Origin of the sequence: Actinoallomurus sp. CA-150999 (assembly GCF_050942425.1) — a bacterium.
Classification (GTDB): Bacteria; Actinomycetota; Actinomycetes; order Streptosporangiales; family Streptosporangiaceae; genus Actinoallomurus.
On the sequence record NZ_CP192063.1, the window covers coordinates 7,347,799 to 7,365,198 of the forward strand.

At 69.9% G+C, this 17,400-nt stretch carries 19 protein-coding genes; 13 read left to right on the forward strand and 6 right to left on the reverse strand.

Features of this window, described 5'->3' with window-relative positions; genetic code table 11:
• Positions 1–54: 54 nt before the first annotated feature.
• Positions 55–972: a nitrogen assimilation transcriptional regulator NAC gene (gene nac / locus ACQP2O_RS33945; RefSeq protein ID WP_433172265.1), complete on the reverse strand. Its 918-nt coding sequence runs from the start codon at positions 970–972 to the stop codon at positions 55–57.
• A 271-nt stretch (positions 973–1,243) separates the two neighbouring features.
• Here nac and ACQP2O_RS33950 point away from each other — a divergent pair, with 271 nt between their 5' ends.
• Genes ACQP2O_RS33950 through ACQP2O_RS33980 form a run of 7 tightly spaced genes read left to right on the forward strand, consistent with a single transcriptional unit; the run spans position 1,244 to position 7,734 of the window.
• The gene (locus ACQP2O_RS33950; RefSeq protein WP_433172267.1) at positions 1,244–2,029 is read left to right on the forward strand and encodes a LamB/YcsF family protein; all 786 of its coding nucleotides are present in this window, start codon (positions 1,244–1,246) and stop codon (positions 2,027–2,029) included.
• Positions 2,022–2,744, forward strand: coding sequence for a 5-oxoprolinase subunit B family protein (locus tag ACQP2O_RS33955; protein ID WP_433172268.1), 723 nt, complete (start codon positions 2,022–2,024; stop codon positions 2,742–2,744). Before ACQP2O_RS33950 ends, ACQP2O_RS33955 begins: the two co-directional genes overlap by 8 nt.
• Positions 2,737–3,723, forward strand: coding sequence for a biotin-dependent carboxyltransferase family protein (locus tag ACQP2O_RS33960; RefSeq protein WP_433172270.1), 987 nt, complete (start codon positions 2,737–2,739; stop codon positions 3,721–3,723). Before ACQP2O_RS33955 ends, ACQP2O_RS33960 begins: the two co-directional genes overlap by 8 nt.
• A gap of 13 nt (positions 3,724–3,736) precedes the next feature.
• Positions 3,737–5,050: an MFS transporter gene (locus ACQP2O_RS33965; protein WP_433172272.1), complete on the forward strand. Its 1,314-nt coding sequence runs from the start codon at positions 3,737–3,739 to the stop codon at positions 5,048–5,050.
• 47 nt (positions 5,051–5,097) lie between these two features.
• Positions 5,098–5,841, forward strand: coding sequence for an SDR family oxidoreductase (locus ACQP2O_RS33970; protein ID WP_433172274.1), 744 nt, complete (start codon positions 5,098–5,100; stop codon positions 5,839–5,841).
• Position 5,842: 1 nt separating this feature from the next.
• On the forward strand, positions 5,843–7,042 hold the full coding sequence (locus ACQP2O_RS33975; RefSeq protein WP_433172276.1) for an aspartate transaminase: 1,200 nt from the start codon (positions 5,843–5,845) through the stop codon (positions 7,040–7,042).
• A gap of 17 nt (positions 7,043–7,059) precedes the next feature.
• On the forward strand, positions 7,060–7,734 hold the full coding sequence (locus ACQP2O_RS33980) for a 4-carboxy-4-hydroxy-2-oxoadipate aldolase/oxaloacetate decarboxylase (protein WP_433172278.1): 675 nt from the start codon (positions 7,060–7,062) through the stop codon (positions 7,732–7,734).
• 45 nt (positions 7,735–7,779) lie between these two features.
• Here the strand turns inward: ACQP2O_RS33980 and ACQP2O_RS33985 are convergent, their stop codons facing one another.
• Entirely contained in the window at positions 7,780–8,343 is a 564-nt protein-coding gene (locus ACQP2O_RS33985) for an LGFP repeat-containing protein (protein WP_433172280.1), read from the reverse strand.
• A gap of 211 nt (positions 8,344–8,554) precedes the next feature.
• On the opposite strand from ACQP2O_RS33985, the gene ACQP2O_RS33990 reads away from it, so the two are divergent.
• Positions 8,555–9,376, forward strand: coding sequence for a helix-turn-helix domain-containing protein (locus ACQP2O_RS33990; protein WP_433172282.1), 822 nt, complete (start codon positions 8,555–8,557; stop codon positions 9,374–9,376).
• Positions 9,373–9,480 carry a DUF397 domain-containing protein gene (locus tag ACQP2O_RS33995; RefSeq protein ID WP_433172284.1) on the forward strand — a complete coding sequence of 36 codons (108 nt, stop codon included), beginning with the start codon at positions 9,373–9,375 and terminating at the stop codon, positions 9,478–9,480. Before ACQP2O_RS33990 ends, ACQP2O_RS33995 begins: the two co-directional genes overlap by 4 nt.
• 129 nt (positions 9,481–9,609) lie before the next feature.
• On the opposite strand, the gene ACQP2O_RS34000 is transcribed toward ACQP2O_RS33995, so the two are convergent.
• The gene (locus ACQP2O_RS34000; RefSeq protein WP_433172286.1) at positions 9,610–10,458 is read right to left on the reverse strand and encodes an enoyl-CoA hydratase/isomerase family protein; all 849 of its coding nucleotides are present in this window, start codon (positions 10,456–10,458) and stop codon (positions 9,610–9,612) included.
• A gap of 25 nt (positions 10,459–10,483) precedes the next feature.
• On the opposite strand from ACQP2O_RS34000, the gene ACQP2O_RS34005 reads away from it, so the two are divergent.
• Positions 10,484–10,717 carry a hypothetical protein gene (locus tag ACQP2O_RS34005; protein WP_433172288.1) on the forward strand — a complete coding sequence of 78 codons (234 nt, stop codon included), beginning with the start codon at positions 10,484–10,486 and terminating at the stop codon, positions 10,715–10,717.
• Positions 10,705–11,301 carry an AAA family ATPase gene (locus ACQP2O_RS34010; RefSeq protein WP_433172290.1) on the forward strand — a complete coding sequence of 199 codons (597 nt, stop codon included), beginning with the start codon at positions 10,705–10,707 and terminating at the stop codon, positions 11,299–11,301. The genes ACQP2O_RS34005 and ACQP2O_RS34010 overlap by 13 nt, the downstream gene beginning before the upstream one ends.
• Here the strand turns inward: ACQP2O_RS34010 and ACQP2O_RS34015 are convergent.
• Positions 11,273–13,072 (reverse strand): hypothetical protein, encoded by a 1,800-nt coding sequence (locus tag ACQP2O_RS34015; RefSeq protein ID WP_433172292.1) that lies wholly within the window; start codon positions 13,070–13,072, stop codon positions 11,273–11,275. The two genes, ACQP2O_RS34010 and ACQP2O_RS34015, sit on opposite strands and share 29 nt — an antisense overlap.
• Positions 13,073–13,216: 144 nt before the next feature.
• Between ACQP2O_RS34015 and ACQP2O_RS34020 the strand changes: the two genes are divergently transcribed.
• Positions 13,217–13,951, forward strand: coding sequence for a hypothetical protein (locus tag ACQP2O_RS34020; RefSeq protein WP_433172294.1), 735 nt, complete (start codon positions 13,217–13,219; stop codon positions 13,949–13,951).
• A gap of 46 nt (positions 13,952–13,997) precedes the next feature.
• Here the strand turns inward: ACQP2O_RS34020 and ACQP2O_RS34025 are convergent, their stop codons facing one another.
• Both ACQP2O_RS34025 and ACQP2O_RS34030 read right to left on the reverse strand, forming a co-directional pair.
• Positions 13,998–14,972: a helix-turn-helix transcriptional regulator gene (locus ACQP2O_RS34025; protein WP_433172296.1), complete on the reverse strand. Its 975-nt coding sequence runs from the start codon at positions 14,970–14,972 to the stop codon at positions 13,998–14,000.
• A 133-nt stretch (positions 14,973–15,105) separates the two neighbouring features.
• On the reverse strand, positions 15,106–15,999 hold the full coding sequence (locus ACQP2O_RS34030; protein WP_433172298.1) for an NADP-dependent oxidoreductase: 894 nt from the start codon (positions 15,997–15,999) through the stop codon (positions 15,106–15,108).
• Between the two features lie 193 nt (positions 16,000–16,192).
• Here ACQP2O_RS34030 and ACQP2O_RS34035 point away from each other — a divergent pair, with 193 nt between their 5' ends.
• Positions 16,193–17,398: a serine hydrolase domain-containing protein gene (locus tag ACQP2O_RS34035; protein ID WP_433172300.1), complete on the forward strand. Its 1,206-nt coding sequence runs from the start codon at positions 16,193–16,195 to the stop codon at positions 17,396–17,398.
• The last annotated feature ends 2 nt before the right edge of the window (positions 17,399–17,400 follow it).

Sequence of the window (17,400 nt, forward strand, 5' to 3'; positions counted from 1 at the left end):
TGGAAACGTTAGTCAGTACTCAGTCGACCCGACCAATATCCGATTCGTGTGACGTCATCGGGCGCCGTTATTCCTGCCGAATTCGAGGATCAGCTCGTGAAAGAGATCGTGTACGGCGAGGGCGGGCTCCGACAGGGGCTGGTGATCGGACGTGCACAGCGAGAGCTTGACCTCGATCGCGGGGTCGACGATCCGCCGCACCACCAGATTCCGCACGTCGAGGATGGCCTGGGCCGCCGACCAGGGCAGCACCGTGGCACCGATCCCCGCGCTGAGGGCGCTCACCAAGGTCAGGACCGACTCGATCTCGCCGACGACCTTCGGCTCGAGTGAGGCCCGGTGGAAGGCGGCGTCCACGACCTGGCGGATGGTGTGGATGCGGCTCGGCAGCAGCAGGCCCACGCCGGCCAGCTCCGTGATGCAGACGTCGTCCCCTTCGGATGCCGGCCGGGTGCCCGGCGCGGCGACCAGGCACAGGTCCTCGGTGCGCATCGGCTCGAACTGGACGCCGCGGATGGGGCCGGCGTCATAGATGAACGCCATGTCCATGCGGCCGGTCATGATCGCCTCGCTGATCACGCCGCCGAAGTTCTCGTTGATGTGCAGGAGGATGTCGGGGTAGCGCTCGCGCACGGCCTGCAACAGCGGCAGTGCCAGTGCCGCGCCCGTGCTGTACGGAGCCAGGCCGACCGAGACGCTCCCGGCGGGGGCCCGCCCGCACACGTCGACCGCCGCCTGGGCGTGTTCGAGTTGCCGCAGGATCAGCTGGGCGTGCTGGTAGAGGGCGCGCCCGGCCTCGGTCGGCGCCACCCCGCGCTTGCTCCGGATCAGCAGCTGCTGCTTGAACTCGGTCTCGAGCATGGAGACCTGATGACTCAGCGCCGGCTGCGCGATGTGCAGGATGTCGGCGGCGCGCGTGATGCTCCCGGCGTCGACGATCTTGACGAACGAGTACAGACGCCTGGTGTCCATCGGCGACCTCCTGCCTGGCCAGAGGGCTCATCGTACGAGGTCGGACACGGACCGTGTCTCCCCAGATCGGCCCCGCTGTCATAGCGAGGCCTTATCACGTCACACGTAACGCGTATTTGATGCGTCGATGCCGCAGCATTACCGTCATCGAAACGCAAATTCCGGCCCTGCGGCGAACCCCCAAAAGAATCATGACGGCCGCGTAAATCACATTACCGGTCGCCGTTCCAAAAGCCGCATCTCCCTTTTCTCCTTTCGAGCGGAGGACGACATGACACCCGCGATCGATCTCGTGGCCGACCTCGGCGAAGGGTTCGGCGCGTACACCATGGGTGACGACGAGGCGCTGCTGGATGTCCTCACCTCGGCCAACATCGCCTGCGGCTTCCACGCGGGCGATCCACGGATCATGGACGCCACCGTCCGCCACTGCGTCGAGCGCGGCGTCGCCGTCGGGGCGCACCCCAGCTTTCCCGACCTCGTCGGATTCGGCCGCCGCGCGATGGACCTGTCGCCGGACGAGGTCCGCACCGATGTCCTCTACCAGGTGGGGGCCCTGCAGGCGTTCGCCGCCGCGCACGGCACCCGCGTACGGCACGTCGCGCCGCACGGCCGTCTCGGCAACCTGGTCGCGACGAGGCGGGACTACGCGGCCGCCGTTGCCGACGCGGTCGCCTCCCTCGACCGGTCGCTGATCGTCCTGGCGCAGGACGGGGAGCTCGCCGACGCCGCCCGAGCCCGTGGCCTGCGGGTCGGCATCGTCGGGATCGCCGACCGGGCCTACCGCGACGACGGCACCCTGGTGCCCAGGAGCGAACCCGGAGCCGTCATCCACGACGAGCGGGAGATCAGCGAGCGGACGGTCCGGATGGTGACCGAAGGGGTGATCCGCAGCGTCGGCGGTCGCGAGATCCCGGTCGCGTGCGACACCGTCCTCCTGCACGGCGACACCCCCGGCGCCATCTCGCTCGCACACCTCATCCGCAAGGAACTGCTCGCGGCGGGCGTGACGATCGCCCCGCTCGTCGACGTCCTTGACCCCCGATCCGATGCCTGAGATGGACCGCGGCATCCTCATCGCGGACTGCGGCGACTCGGCCGTCGTGGTCAAGGCCACCGGCGCCGCCGACCACGCCTGGCAGGTCGTGCACGCCCTGGCCGACGCGATCGAGGCGGCCCGGCCCGACGGGGTCTACGGCATCGTCCCCGCCTACGACTCGCTGCTCGTCGAGTTCGACTGCTCCGCCACGGACCACGGCACGGTGCAGCGCGCCGTGCGCGGCGCGGCCGGACGGCTCGCCGAGAGGCCGGCCTCCTCGCCCAGGCGGTTCACGGTCCCGGTGGTCTACGGCGGCGAGTACGGCCCCGACCTGCCCGTGGTGGCCCGGCAACTGGGGCTGACCGAACGGGAGGTCGTCGAGCTGCACACCGCCCGGGATCTGACGGTGCGGTGTCTCGGCGCGCCGGTGGGGGCCCCGATGATGGACGGCCCCGCGTTCCCGAAACCGGTCCCGCGGCTGGCCTCTCCGCGTACCAGCGTCCCGCCCGGGTCGGTCGCGGTGGCGGGCCGGCAGGCCGTCATCTGCCCGATGCGTTCGCCGGGCGGGTGGCCGCTGCTGGGACGTACCCCGCTGCGCGTCCTCGACCTCGACGCCGAGCCGCCGGCCCCGTACCGGCCCGGTGACGTCTTCCGGTTCGTGCCGATCAGCGCCGAGGAGTGGCACGAGCACGACGGCGCGCTGCTGACCGCCGAGGCGGTGGCCCGTGGCTGACACCCTCACGATCCACCGCGCCGGTCTCTCGGCCGTGCAGGACCTCGGGCGACTGGGACACTCCCGCTACGGTCTGCCGGTCAACGGCGCGCTCGACCAGTACTCCGCCCGCGTCGCCAACGTGCTGGCCGGCAACGACGAACGCGTGCCGCTACTGGAGATCACGGCGTTCGACTTCGGCTGCACGCCCTCGGCCGACGTGCTCATCGCCGTGACCGGCGCCCCCGCCGACCTCACCGTCGACGGCGTCCCGCGCCCGCGGTGGGAGCCCGTCGTCGTCCGGGCGGGCGAGACGATCCGCATCACCGGCATCAGGCTCGGTGTCCGCGTCTACCTCGCCGTGCACGGTTCGGTGGAGTCGCCGTTCCTGCTGGGCAGCTGTGCTCCCGACACGATCCTCGGGTTCGGGCGCACGCTGCGTGACGGCGACGAGCTCGCCGTGCGTACCCCCTTCCCGCCGATCGACCATCCGGTCTTCGGGATCCCCCTGTTCCGGATGCGCGCGTCCGTACCGCGCTTCGGCGAAGCGTGGACGATCGACGCCACCGACGGTCCCGACGTGGCCGAGTTCGGTGATTCGGCGGACCGGCTGTTCCGGTCGGAGTTCACCGTCACTCCGCAGAGCGACCACATCGGCCTGCGGATGCGCGGCGACGTGCCGCGCCGGACCGCGACCGGCGAGGTGCTCTCCCGGGGAGTGCCCGTCGGAGCGGTCGAGGTGCCCGCGGGCGACGAACTGCTCGTCCTGCACCGAGGCCGTGGCGTCACCGCCGGCTATCCCGTCCTCGCGGTCGTCACGTCGACCGGCCTGTCCGCGCTGGGGCAGGCCCGCCCCGGCCAGTCCGTCCGCTTCCGGCGCCGGACGGTCGCCGAGGCCGTGGCCGCGTACCGGTCACAGCGCGCCGACATCGATGACCTGCGGATTCGCGTGCGCAGGGTGTTCGACTCACTCCGTATCCCCGTTACCGTCAGTCATTAAGGAGGCAGCCCCCATGGCCACCGTGGCAGCACAATCGGTACCCAACACGGTCGACTCGAGAACGGCACGAAAGATCACCCTCGCCGGCTGCGTCGGGATCTTCGCCGAGCTCTACGACAACGGCATCTTCGGCTTCATGGCGGGGACGCTGGGCACCGTCTTCTTCGCCTCCGATTCGAAGAACGCCGTCCAGCTCGTCTTCCTGGGCTACGCGGTGTCGTTCTTCTTCCGCCCCCTCGGCGCCGTCATCTGCGGTCACCTCGGTGACCGCATCGGGCGGCAGCGCATGCTCGTCTTCGTCATCCTGCTGATCAGCGCCGCGACCGCGGCGATCGGCATCCTGCCCACGTACGCGAGCATCGGCATCGCCGCACCCGCCCTGCTGATACTCCTGCGCGTGCTGCAGGGCTTCTCCGTGGGCGGCGAGGCATCGGGCGCGATGAGCTTCCTCGCCGAGCACGCCCCCGAGGGCAAACGCGGCCTGTACACCAGCTACGCCCAGATCGCCTCCTTCCTCTCCCTGCTCACCGGAACGCTTCTCGCCGCCGCCCTGACCAGCGGCCTCGGCGCGGACCGCATGGAGTCGTACGGCTGGCGGATCCCGTTCCTGCTGGCCGTTCCCCTGGGGATCACCGGCATCTACATTCGCAAGCGCATCAGCGACACACCGAACTTCCTGCGCCTGCGGGAGCGCGGCGGGGTGTCGAGTAACCCGCTGAAAGAGGCCTTCTCCTCCGCCGAGCACCGCCGCGCGATGCTGCTCGCCCTGTTCATCCCGCTGATGAACGGCTCCGGCTACTACGTGCTGTTCACGTTCATGCCGACCTTCATGAGCGGCTCGCTCCACTTCAGCAAGGTGCAGGGCCTGCTCGTCACCGCGACCAGCCTGGTGGCCATCTCCATCGCCATCCCGTACATGGGCCGGCTGTCCGACCGGGTCGGGCGCAAGAAGGTCATCGCGGGCGCGGCGATCGCCATGGCGATCGCCGGCATCCCCTGCTACCTGCTCATCGGCACCGGCAGCGTCCCGCTCGCCATCCTCGGTGCGTGCGTCATGGCGGTCATCTTCGCGGGCCACACGGGCGTCATTCACATCCTGCTCGTCGAGCTCTTCCCCACCCGGCTGCGCTACTCCGCCTACGGGCTCGGATACAACATCTCCTCGGCCCTCTTCGGCGGCACCGCGCCACTCCTGATGACGTACCTGATCGACAAGACCGGCAGCGTCAACGTGCCCGCCTTCTACGCGGTCCTCACCGCGCTGGGCACGCTCATCGCCGTATCCCGGGTGAAGGACAGGGCCCACCAGCCGCTGCGCGACGCGTAACGACCGGCCGCCTCACCCGTCCACCTTCTTTTTCGGGAGCAATGCACATGCCCTTCTCCGACTACAGGACCGCCCTGGTGACCGGCGCCTCCACCGGGATCGGAGCCGTGGTCGTCGAGCGCCTGGCCAAGCAGGGGCTCGAGGTCCACGCCGTGGCCCGCGACGCCGAGCGGCTCGACGATCTGGCCCGGCGCACGGGATGCACGCCGCACGCCGTCGACATCACCGACACCGCCGCACTGGCGGAACTCGTACGGGGCATCGAGGTCGACGTGCTCGTCAACAACGCGGGGGTCTCCCGCTCGGGGAACATCCTCACCGCCGATGAGTTCGCCGTCGACGAGCAGATCGCGGTCAACATCCAGGCGGTGCTGCATCTCGTACGCCTGATCATGCCGGGGATGGTCGAACGCGACCTCGGGCACATCATCAACATCAGCTCGATCGCCGCCGTCTACAACTTCGGCGGCAACACGATCTACCACGCCACGAAGGCGGCCGTGCACACCCTCTCCCGGCAGCTTCGCGTCGACGGGTACGGTCACCGGATCCGCGTCACGGAGATCTGCCCCGGCCGGGTGGAAACGGAGATCTTCGGCCGGCTGCTCGGCGACATGGAAGAGGCACAGCGCCAGTACTACGACGGGTACGAATCGCTCAAGCCGGAGGACATCGCCGACGCGATCGACTTCGCCATCGCCGCGCCACGCCACGTCAACATCGGGCACCTGGAGATCATGCCGACCTTCCAGGTGCCGGGTGGCCTCAACTTCGAGAGGCGGACCGACTGACATGGCACTGGCGCAGCGGGTCGACCGCATCAAACCGTCGCCGAGCACGGCCGCCGCCCAGCGCGTACGCGAACTCAAGGCGCAGGGCCACGAGATCCTCGACCTCACGGTGGGCGAGCCCGACTTCGACACCCCCGACCACGTCAAGGCCGCCGCGATCGAGGCGATCGGGCGCGGTGAGACCAAGTACACGCCCGTCAACGGGACCCCGCAGCTCAGGGCGGCCATCGCCGACAAGCTCGCCCGACGGCACGGACTGCGCTTCCCCACCGAGCAGATCACCGTGGGCGGCGGGGCGAAGCAGATCATCTTCCTGGCGCTGATGGCCACGTTGAACGCGGGCGACGAGGTCATCGTCCCCGCACCGTACTGGGTCTCCTATCCGGACATGGTGCTGGCCAACGACGGCACACCCGTCGTCGTCCCGTGCCCGGAGGCCGACGGATTCAAGCTGACGGCCCGACGGCTGGAATCCGCGATCACCGACGCGACACGCTGGGTCATCCTCAACGCCCCGAACAACCCCACGGGCGCCGCCTACAGCACGGAAGATCTCCGCGCCCTCGCCGACGTCCTGCTCGCCCACCCCCGCGTCCGGGTACTGACGGACGAGATCTACGACGAAATCTGGTACGGGCGGGAACTCCCCCGCACCATCGTCGCGGTCGAACCCCGGCTGGCCGACCGGGTGTTCCTCACGAACGGCGTTTCCAAGACGTACGCCATGACCGGCTGGCGGATCGGCTACGGCACGGGCCCGGCGGACCTGGTCGGCGCGGTCAACAAGCTGCAGTCGCAGATCTCCTCGTGCCCCTCGTCGATCAGCCAGGCGGCCGCCGCCGCCGCGCTCACCGGCGACCAGGGCTTCATCCGCGACACCGTCGCCGTCTACCGGGCCCGGCGGGACGAGACGGTGAAGATGCTGGCCGACGTCCCCGGCCTGACGTGCACCACGCCGAGCGGCGGCTTCTACGTACTCGTGGGGTGCTCCGGGCTACTCGGCCGGCGCACCCCGGCGGGCGAGGAGATCCGCACCGACGAGGACTTCGCCCGCTACCTGCTGGAGTCGCAGCGGGTGGCGGTGATCCATGGAGCGGCCTACGGAGCACCCGGCTACTTCCGCATCTCCTTCGCGACGTCGAACGCCGTCCTGACCGAGAGCTGCGAGCGCATCGCCCGCGCCTGCGCCGACCTTTCCTGATCTCCGGAGCGAAACCGATGCTGCACGTCAACACCAAGTTCGAACGACCCGACCCCGCGTTGGTCGAGCGGCTGAGCGCGTACTCGTCCGCCACCATCCACGAGGCACAGGGCCGGCTCGGCGCGCTCAGCTCGAAGATCAAGCCGGTCGACGACGCGATGTCGCTGTGCGGTCCCGCGTTCACCGTGCGCTGCGCGCCCCGGGACAACATCATGCTCCAGGTCGCCATCGCCCACGCCAAGCCCGGCGACGTCATCGTGGTGTCCGCCGGCGAGTACGCCGAAGCCGGTAGCTTCGGCGACGTGCTGGCCAACGCCTGCGTGGCCAAGGGCCTCGGCGGACTGATCACCGACACCGGCGTCCGCGACACCCGGGAACTGCGCGAACTCGGGTTCCCGGTGTTCTCCCTCAGCGTCTCCATCAAGGGCACGGTCAAGGAGACCATCGGCCCGATGGCGGAGCCCGTGCTGATCGGCGGCGAGATCGTACGCCCGGGCGACGTGGTGCGCGGCGACGCCGACGGCGTCGTGGTGGTGCGGCGCGAAGACCTCGACGAAGCCGTCCGCAGATCCCAGGAACGCGTCGACGCCGAGGCCGGATACATCGCCGCCTATCGCGCCGGGAAGAGCACAATCGAGGTCAGCGGCCTCGCCGCCGTTCTCGAGGCGAAGGGCCTGGTCGTCGACGATTAGCACCGAGGCGGGGCGCTACCGTGGGCGGCGCCCCGCCCTGATCCCTTACAGGGAGATGTAGACGGGGAGGGTCCAGCTCTGACGGCATTCGTGCGATCCGGCATTCAGGTCGCAGCCTTCGACGCCGATGCGGTACTGACCGGGGCGAAGGCCGGTCCAGAAGACCGATCCGCTCTGCTCGGGGCACATCTGCAGGGTGCCCACGGCACCGCCGCACTCCTGGTCGCCGTTGATGTCCTGGCCGTCTCGGCGGATGTTGACCAGCCAGTCGACGTAATGGAACGGATCACTGCTGCCCCAGTCGAAGTGGACGATGCTGCCCAAAGTCCGGTAGGCGGAGACCACCATGTTGTTGCCCTGGCTCGGCGACCAGGCGATCGCCCCGTTCTCGAACCACTGGTACATGCCGTTGCCGTAGACGGACGCGTCACCGGTCGGGCAGCCGAACGTGGCGCGGTGCTGCTGCCACCGCGGGGTCAACTGCTCGGGAACGGAATGGCCACAGTCCGCCCTGGCGGCGGTGCCCACCGCCGCGAGGGCGGGCACCGCACCGGCCGGCCCGAGGACGAGGGTGAGGGCCACGGCCACGCACTGGATCGCTCGCTTCATCGGCTCTCCTGGGCGATCGAGGTTTGATTACTCTTTGTGCTCATTTGAATACCGAGGGTACTGGATGGCGAGCCGGGATTGCGGCGAGTTCACCGAACCGCATGACCAAGCTCACATGACCGGTTACGCTTTGCTACGAACCGCGTCCCACCGCGGTGTGACCCAGAAGCGGTCAGTGAAACCCAACGCGGCTTACCCCCGGAGGCCGGCCATGGTGGCACAGCGCGACCCGTACGAATCCCCCACGATCCGAGCGTTCGCCGCTGAACTGGAGACGTGGCGCAGCGACGCCGGACTGTCGAAGGTCGAGCTCGCCGAGACGCTCGGGTACACGCCACAGCTGATCAGTCAGCTCGAAGGCGCCAAGAACCTCCCGTCGAAGAAGTTCGCCGAGGACACGGACACGTTCTTCAAGACCAACGGCCTGTTCGTCCGGCTGTGGAAGCTGGTCAACGACACCCGCCACCTCGCCGCCCTGCCGCCGGGATTCTCCGACTTCGTCGAGCGCGAAGCCCAGGCGGACGCGATACGGGTCTTCGGACTCCTGCTGGTCACCGGCCTGCTTCAGACCGAGGAGTACGCCCGCGAGATCCTGCTGACCGTCCAGCAACCGAACGTGCTTGATCGGTTCATCGCTTCGCGCATGGAGCGTCAAGCGATCCTCGCCCGCGACAAGCCGCCACGCCTGTGGGCCACCTTCGACGAGAGAGCCCTGCGTTGCACGGTCGGCGGTCCGGACATCATGCGGTGTCAACTCCAGCATTTGCTGGAGGCATCCGAACGCCCCAACATCATGATCGAGGTCGTGCCGATCAGCGCAGGCGCCTACGCCGGCCTGGAAGGTGACTTGACCTTGCTGAGCTTTGACGGGAGACCCGACCTCGCGTACACCGAAGCCGCTGGTCGCGGGCAAGTCGTGGAAGACACGGCCGGGGTCGCGGACTTCCACGTAAGGTACGACTTGATCAGGGGACATGCCCTGCCCGTGGCGGAGTCCCGAAGGTTGATCAAGTCGATCCTGGAGAGCCTATGAACACGCTCGACCTGTCGGCGGCGGAGTGGCGCAAGAGCAACCGCAGCGGCGGAAGCGGCGGCCAGTGTGTTGAAGTGACCGCGATCACCTCCCCGTCCGCCTGACCCAAATGACCCGGGACTGATCGTCAGCAGCGCCCGTACGAGCCTTCCTCCTGCACCGGGAGGGAGGCTCGTCGTATGCCGGGCACGAGGCCGGGCAGGGTCGGGCCATGCGCGACGTGGTACGCCCAGCTACTCCACACTGGAGCCGGAGTGGTACTGGAATCGCGTCACCCAACGTGGGAGATCGAGTTCGACGTCGCTCCGCTGCTGGAGTCCCGCCTCGAATAGGTGCTGTGCGACGTACTGCTGGGCCGGACGGTTCACTGCGGCCCAGAAGGCATCCATCTGGTCCTTGTACTCGGCCTCCGGTCGCTGCGTGACGAGGTTGACGAAGTGCTTGATGTCCCTGATCGTCTGCACGTCGAAGGAGGCGACGCGGGATGCGAACTCGTCGACGAAGCCGTCGAGCTCCTTGTCAGGCAAGGCCCGATTCACGTACCCGTACTGCTCGGCGAGAGCTCCGTCGTAGTCGAGGCCACCATAGAGGATCTCGAAGGTCCGTCCCCGTCCGACCAGAGCGGGCAGGCGTGAGGCGGGTCCTCCACCCGCGATAGCGCTCATGCCGATCTCGAACTGACCGACGATGGCCTTCTCGCGGCTGGCGAAGCGTATATCGGTAGCGAGCAGGAATTCGCTGCCCGCACCGCGCGCCCTGCCCCTGATCGAGGAGATGGTCGCCAGGGGAAGGGAGCCGAGACGGGCGAGCAATGCCGTCCAAGGGTGGACCTCCTCCGGGTGGGCCAGAACATGCCTCAGCTCGTTCTCGTCGGAGAGGTCGTAGTGGGCCAGATAGAAGTCGGGGTCCGCGCTGTCAAAGATGATGACCGCGAGACTGTCGCTCGCCTCGGCACGCGTGAACAGGGCATTCAGCTGGCTCGTCATCGTCGCGTCGACGAGATTGACAGGAGGATTGTTGAACGTCACTCGCCACAAGGCGGCCGAGTGCTCGGTCAGGATGAACCGTGTCGGTGATTCCATGAATCTGACGCTAACGTCCACCCGAGTGGTGCATAAGAAGGCCATCTCGCGATCTATTAACTATTTAAGCAGCGCTATTGCCTCAGTTATCACATCGACCTCATCAGTGTCGGATACCTGGCCGATCTCTGGCAGGCGTTTCGGTGCCCATTTTGCGGCGCTGCTCGGTGCGCTCGGCGAGCAGGTCGCCGTCGGGCGGGCGGCCCTGGCGGCGGACCGCTGCCCGGGACCGGGCAGGATCGGGCCATGGGCGATGTGAATCCGGCGGAGTTGTGGATCGTGGCGGGGCCGCCCGCGAGCGGGAAGTCGACGGTGGCGCGGCTGCTGCTCGATCGGCTGCGGCCGGTGCCCGCCCTGTTGGACAAGGACACGATGTACGGGCCGTTCGTCGCGGCGACGCTACGGGCCTCCGGGCGTCCGGACGGTGAGCGCGAGGGGCCCTGGTACGACGAGCACGTCAAGGGACACGAGTACGCCGGGATGACGGCGACGGCTCGGGAGATCCGCTCGCACGGCTGCCCGGTGCTGCTGAGCGCCCCTTTCACCGGCCAGATCCACGACGCCGGACGCTGGCGGGACTGGGTCGAGGAGCTGGGCGGGCCGCCCGTCCACCTCATTTGGGTGCGATCCGACGCCGAGACGCTCCGCGCGCGGCTGCTGAGCCGGGGCCTGGAGCGGGACTCCGGAAAACTGGAGCGGTTCGAACGATTCCTCGCCGCCATTCGGGTCGACGAGCCGCCGGTCGTGCCGCACACCGTCCTCGACAACCGGTCGACGGCCCGGCCGCCGACCGAACAGGTCGACGAGGCGTTCTTCAGCGGTGGAACAGCTCGCGGAGGTTGACGACGAGCAGCACCCCCGCGACCACCACCAAGGGAGCCAGCAGGACGTACCGGCCGCCGTAGATCACCGCCAGCCCGAGCCCCACGGCGACGGTCAGACCCCCGGCCAGCATGACCAGTCCGGTCGCGAAGGCGAGCAGTTTGCGCTTGACCCATGCCTCCATCGTGACGAAGAACAGCACGACGGCGGCGAGGAGGATCGTGACGGGCTCGTGTGGGACGACGAAGACGCCGACGAGTGCCAGCAGGAACAGCGGGGTGCTCAGCGCCGCCCACGCGTGCAGGAACCTCGTGCGGGGCCCCCGGAACGGCGTGTACGGCAGGTGGGGTTCGCGCAGATGCGCCTGCGCGGCCTCCGGCGCCGGCGGGCGGGCCAGCGTGGCCTCGTGGGCACTGCGCTCCTCCACCAGCTCGGTACGGTCGCGGACGAGCAGGGCCAGGGCGGCCTCGGCCTTGACCACCTCGGCCGCGCGCCGGCGGGCGAGGTTCCGGGTGTTGCGGTGCCCGGCCAGGGACAGCGCCGTCGTACGGAGCCGGCGCAGCTCCGCACGGCTCTGCTCGATCTCGGCGTCGGCCGCCTTGATCTCCTCGTCCAGGGCGGAGACGCGCGCCCGCAGGTCCCGTCGCTCCTCCGCGGGGCTCGGCGGGATCTTCTGCAACCCCGCCCAGCCCAACGGGTCGGCCCACAGGGCCCGGACGCGCCCGTCGCGCTCGTACCGCGGCCCGGCCGGGGCCCGTTCACCGCCGACCCAGTCCCGGGTGTCCCGCCCCCACAGCCCGCGGAACCCCTGGACCCACGGCGTCTCGTCGGAGATGGGCACCGTCCGCCACGTACGGGCCCGGCCGGGACCGATCCGCTCCCCGTCGCCGAGCGCGTAGTCGATGAAGGGGATGCCGACGCCGTGCTGCGGCTTCTCCCGTGACCAGGGGAACGCCAGCGCCATCAGCCGCTGCACCCAGCGGACGTAGCGTTTCAGGCGTGCCGGGTTCACGGTGACGAGGTACTGGCCGGAGAGGAACGCGCCGGAGTGCGAGCCGGCCCCGACGAAGACCACCGGGTGGTCGCCTTCCTTCCGCAGGTCTGGGTCGTCCCAGCGGCGGCGCAGATCGTCGCCGCGCTCGTCGTGCGCGGAGACCGCGACCCAGGCGGGCCGTGTGCCGTCCTCCGTCTCGGCGAGGTAGACGGTGACCGACTCCCAGTCGCCCTCGTGGTCGTTGACGCCGGCGAACGTCGTCCGCCAGTCGTTCATCGCGTACAGGAACCAGTACTGCAGCACGATGTAGCCGCCCTCGCGGACGACCCGGCCGTAGTAGGTCGCCCGGTCGCGGCTCAGGTGGCGTTCGTCCAGGTCCGCGGCTGCCGCCGCGACCCCGCCGGGCACCGAGCCGCGCAGGAACAGCGAGGCGCGCAGCAGCACGTCGAAGACCCGCCCGATCAGTCCGACGGCGGCCAGGCGGCCCGATCGGGCGATGGGCAGCTTGGCGCGGGCGCGGTGGGCGCGGACCTCACGCCGGCCGAAGGGCCGCTGCACGAGCAGCAGCGACAGCGCGGTGTCCGGGCGTTCGGCGGCCGCGGCGACCAGGCGGTCCGCCGTGAGGTCGCCCGCCTCGACGAGGCGTTGGTCCCCCTGCCACAGGCTGCAGCAGCCGATGTAGTCCTCGGCGTCGACGGGGAAGAACCGCTCGCCTCTGGTGTAGGCGAGGATCGGTTCGTACCGCCGCAGCAGTTCCAGGTCGTGGTCGTGTCGAACGGCCCCGACTTCCTCTGACACCGGTCCCCCCATCGTGACGACGACTCCGCACGTTATACCGGCCCACATCCCCGCAAAGCACAGGCGACGGACGCGCTTGAAAGGTTTCTTGCCGGGTAACCCGTAGGCGCCCGAGAGTTCAGGAGCTGATTTTCCATGACCGGGATGCTTCGAGTACCTCGCAGCAGGGGTGCGCTCAGCGGTGTGATCCTCGTGCTGCTCGGCCTGTGGGGCGGCTTGGCCGCACTGGCGGGTCCGTACTTCCACTTCGCGTTCACGCCGGACAAGGCGTGGTCGTTCACGTCCGGGCGTGTCTGGCTGGAGATCCTGCCGGCCTGCGCCCTCCTGATCGGTGGTTTGATCCTGCTGGTCAGCGCCAACCGGGCCACGGCCGCGGCCGGGGCGTGGATCGCCGCGCTCGGCGGCGCCTGGTACGTCGTCGGTGGGCCGCTCAGCGTGCTGTGGTCCGCCGGCGACCGGCTCGGCGCGCCCGTCGGTGGCACGACGCGGCAGGTCGTCGAGCAGATCGCCCTGCTGTCCGGCCTGGGCGTGGTGGCCGTGTTCTTCGCCGCGGTGGCGCTGGGCCGCCTCGCGGTCGTCGGGGTCAAGGACGCGCGTCTCGCCGAGCGCGATGTGTACGTCGAGGAGGCTCCGGCCGTGGAGGAGCCGCGGCCGGTGCCCGAGGACCGGCCCGGCCCGATCGAGGCGACGCAGCCGTTCCCCCGCCGTACGGGCCGGGTTCCCGTCACCCCGCCCGAGGCGCCCCGGCCGACCGAGCAGGCGGCGCCCCGGCCGGTCGAGCACACCGTGGCCCCGGCCGAGCCGTCGGACCGCAGGGTCGCGGGCGGTCCCACCGAGGACGACACCCGCACCTTCCGCCGGCCGGGCGAAGGCATCTGATCCACTGCGAGGGGATCTGATCCTCGGTCGTCTGCACACAGGCGTGTCAGGCGCCGTAGCGGGCGAGGATGGCGCGTGCCGATCCGATGATGCGGTCGCGCAGCTCCGGGGGCTCGAGGACCTCGGCGTCGGCGCCGAACTTCAGCAGGTCGGTATGGGCGTGGCGTACGGACTCGATGGGGATGACGGTGCGCACCCAGCCGTCCTCGTCCGGCGGCCCGGCGTTGCGCTGGGCGGCGCGGATCACCTCCGGAGTGAGCAGGTGGCGGATGGCCCGCATCCCGTCCGGGGAGAACCGGACCACCGCCTCGCCGGTGAACATCCCGCTGCGGAACCGCTCGAGGTAGGACCGCCAGAACTCGGTGAGGTCGAAGTCCTCGGGCCGCTCGAACTCCTCCTCGAGCATCTGCAGCCCGAGGATCCGGTCGACGCGGTAGGTGCGCTCGCCGCCGTCCGACCGGCCGATGAGGTACCAGCTGCCCGCCTTCAGCACCAGGCCGAGCGGCTCGACCGTGCGGGTGATGTCCGTGGGCGTCTTCCAGCGGCGATAGCGCATGTGCAGCCGGCGCTGTTTCCATACGGCGTCGGCGACCGTGTTGAGGTACGGCGTGGGCTCTGCGCCGTGGAACCAGCCGGGCGCGTCGAGGTGGAAGCGTTCGCGAATCCGCGCCGCGCGCTCGGCCAGCTGCGGGGGCAGCGCCGCCATCAGCTTCAGCTCGGCCGCCGCGAGGACCGTGCCGAGGCCGAGCTCGGCGGCGGGCCCCGGCAGGCCGGTGAGGAACAGCGACTCGGCCTCCTCCGTGGTCAGCCCCGTGAGACGCGTGCGGTAGCCGTCCAGCAGGCGGTATCCGCCCGCCGGGCCGCGGTCGGCGTACACCGGCACGCCCGCCGCCGACAGGGACTCGACGTCGCGGTAGATGGTGCGCAGGGACACCTCCAGCTCGTCGGCCAGCTCCTGGGCGGTCATGCGGCCCCGCGACTGCAGCAGCAGAAGGAGGGAGACCAGGCGGCTCGCACGCATGCGCCCAGTCTGCCGGTACGGGCCACCTCGCCCGACCGTACGGTGTGCCTGGAACGGCGACGCTCGTCCGGCGACCCGATGAGGGGCGGCGGGGCTCGAGGATCCCCCGGCCGAGCGGGCGGCGCGCGGGGGTTCAGATGACGATGACGGTCTTGCCGCGGGCGCGGCCGGTCCTGCTGTGGGCGAGGGCGGCGGGCGCCTGGGGCAGGGTCACGGTGTCGCCGATGAGCACGCGGACGTGGCCGGCGTCGATCTCCTCGGCGAGGCGTTCCAGCCGGTCGGTGCCCGCCTCGCTGAGGAAGTTGGCCGCCTCGACCCCCGGGAACCCCTCATCCGGCACCGCGAAGACCGGGCTGAGCACCGTGCCGCCGGGTCGGACGGCGGGCAGCAGCCGGCGCAGCCCTTCGGTGTCGCTGACCAGGTCGATCACGGCGTCGACCTGTGAGGTGAGCCGGTCGGCGACCGGACCGGCCTGGTAGTCGACGATCTCGGCCGCGCCCAGCGCCCGCATCAGGTCGGCCTTGTCCGCGGACGCGGTGGCGACGACCGTGATCCCGCGCGCGGCGGCGAGTTGCGTGGCGAATGTGCCCACGCCTCCGGTCGCCCCGACGATCAGGAGCCGGTGCGCGTCGCCGATTTGGTCGACGAGGTTCAGCGCCGTCGTCCCGGCGGTCGGCACGGCCGCCGCCTCACTCAGCGCGATCGTCCGTGGCGGGTCGGCGACGGCGCCGACGCGGGCGACGGCCAGTTGGGCGTACGACCCGCGGCCGCGCCGTGGATCGCCGAACTGCCCGAACACCGGGGTGCCGGGCCCGAAGGCGGTGACGCCCGGCCCCGCCCGCTCGACGGTGCCCGCCCCGTCGGTACCGACGACCAGGGGGAACACCGCGTCCGGGACGGCGCCGTCGATGACCTTCCAGTCGAAGGGGTTCAGCCCGGCCGCGGTCATCCGGACGAGGATCTCGCCCTGGCCCGGCTCGGGCACCGGCTGGTCGGTCAGCTCCGGTTCGGCCCCGAAATCGGACACCGTGACAGCTCTCATATGGTCCCCCCGAAAACGGCCGCGCTGCATCGAGCACTACCCTGGGTAATCAAGGCTCATTCGTCGGCGCGCATGTTGGGCGATCTTGCCCTCGGCGGCGGATAGCCTTCAGGGGTCCCATGCCCCTGGTGATCATTGGCAGGTTCGACAAGTGCGACCGACAGGCCGTGGAGTGACCATGGCACGTCTACACATGGCCGGATCCGGCGCCGCCCTGGCTCTCGTCCTCGCGGCGGCGACCGCGTGCAGCAGCGACTCCGGCGGAGGCGCGGCTCACCCGCCGAGCGCGGTCGGCGGCACGACCGCGACGGCGACGAGCCCGAGCCCGAACCCTCTCGCCACGTCGCCCGCGCCCGCCGGCGACCCCACCGCGGCCGCGATGAACTCCTACCTTCAGGGCCTCGCGAAGAAGGGCAAATTCACCGGCGCTGCCGTGGTGGTCCGGCACGGCGAGGTCCTGGCCCGCTTCGCCGCGGGCAAGGCCGACGAGGCCAAGAACATCCCGAACAGCCCGGACACGATCTTCCGGATCGCCTCGGTGAGCAAGCAGTTCACCGCCATGCTCGTGCTGAAGCTGCAGGATCAGGGCAAGGTCAAGCTCGACGACAAGGTCTGCCCGTACCTCGTGCCCACCTACATCAAGGCCTGCCCGACGGCGTGGCGCCCGATCACGGTGCGCCAGATCCTCGTCCACACCTCCGGCATCCCGGATATCTCCGAGATGTCGGATTTCTTCACGAAGCTCGACCAGCCGACCACGACCAAGGAGATCATCGGCCGGTTCGTGAACAAGCCGCTGGATTTCAAGCCCGGCACGGGCTGGAAGTACAGCAACTCGGGATACATCCTCGCCGGAGCGATCATCGAGAAGGTGACCGGCAGGTCGTACGGCGAGGTGCTCCGGCAGCAGATCACGGACCCGCTGCAGCTCCAGCACACCGGCTTCAGCGAAACCGACCCGCCCGACGGCTGGGCCAAGGGCTATTCCACCGTCGGCAAGCCGGCGGGCCACATCAACGGGTCGCAGGCCAACGCCGCGGGCGGCGTCTACACCACGGTCGATGACATGGCCCGCTGGGACCGGTCGTTCGGCGCGAACCTGGTCGCTCCGCCGGCGACGGTGAAGCTGGCCTTCACCTCCCAGGTCGACTGCCCGTCCGGCGGCTGCCTCGACTCGCCCTCCAGCGGCTACGCCTTCGGCTGGCTCGTCGACCGGCTGAACGGGCACCGGTACCTCTACCACCCCGGCCTGCTGGAGGGGTACCACGCCAGCAACGTCTACCTGCCCGACGACGACATCGCCGTCGTCGCGCTCAGCAACGTCCAGGACACCGACGTCAACGGCATCGCCCGCCACCTCGCCGAACTGGCCCTCAAGTCCTGACT

Coding starts and splice junctions, on each gene's coding strand:
- nac (WP_433172265.1), bottom strand. CDS start 972: ATGGACACCAGGCGTCTGTACTCGTTCGTCAAGATCGTCGACGCCGGG.
- ACQP2O_RS33950 (WP_433172267.1), top strand. CDS start 1,244: ATGACACCCGCGATCGATCTCGTGGCCGACCTCGGCGAAGGGTTCGGC.
- ACQP2O_RS33955 (WP_433172268.1), top strand. CDS start 2,022: ATGCCTGAGATGGACCGCGGCATCCTCATCGCGGACTGCGGCGACTCG.
- ACQP2O_RS33965 (WP_433172272.1), top strand. CDS start 3,737: ATGGCCACCGTGGCAGCACAATCGGTACCCAACACGGTCGACTCGAGA.
- ACQP2O_RS33970 (WP_433172274.1), top strand. CDS start 5,098: ATGCCCTTCTCCGACTACAGGACCGCCCTGGTGACCGGCGCCTCCACC.
- ACQP2O_RS33975 (WP_433172276.1), top strand. CDS start 5,843: ATGGCACTGGCGCAGCGGGTCGACCGCATCAAACCGTCGCCGAGCACG.
- ACQP2O_RS33980 (WP_433172278.1), top strand. CDS start 7,060: ATGCTGCACGTCAACACCAAGTTCGAACGACCCGACCCCGCGTTGGTC.
- ACQP2O_RS33985 (WP_433172280.1), bottom strand. CDS start 8,343: ATGAAGCGAGCGATCCAGTGCGTGGCCGTGGCCCTCACCCTCGTCCTC.
- ACQP2O_RS33990 (WP_433172282.1), top strand. CDS start 8,555: ATGGTGGCACAGCGCGACCCGTACGAATCCCCCACGATCCGAGCGTTC.
- ACQP2O_RS33995 (WP_433172284.1), top strand. CDS start 9,373: ATGAACACGCTCGACCTGTCGGCGGCGGAGTGGCGCAAGAGCAACCGC.
- ACQP2O_RS34000 (WP_433172286.1), bottom strand. CDS start 10,458: ATGGAATCACCGACACGGTTCATCCTGACCGAGCACTCGGCCGCCTTG.
- ACQP2O_RS34010 (WP_433172290.1), top strand. CDS start 10,705: ATGGGCGATGTGAATCCGGCGGAGTTGTGGATCGTGGCGGGGCCGCCC.
- ACQP2O_RS34020 (WP_433172294.1), top strand. CDS start 13,217: ATGCTTCGAGTACCTCGCAGCAGGGGTGCGCTCAGCGGTGTGATCCTC.
- ACQP2O_RS34025 (WP_433172296.1), bottom strand. CDS start 14,972: ATGCGTGCGAGCCGCCTGGTCTCCCTCCTTCTGCTGCTGCAGTCGCGG.
- ACQP2O_RS34035 (WP_433172300.1), top strand. CDS start 16,193: ATGGCACGTCTACACATGGCCGGATCCGGCGCCGCCCTGGCTCTCGTC.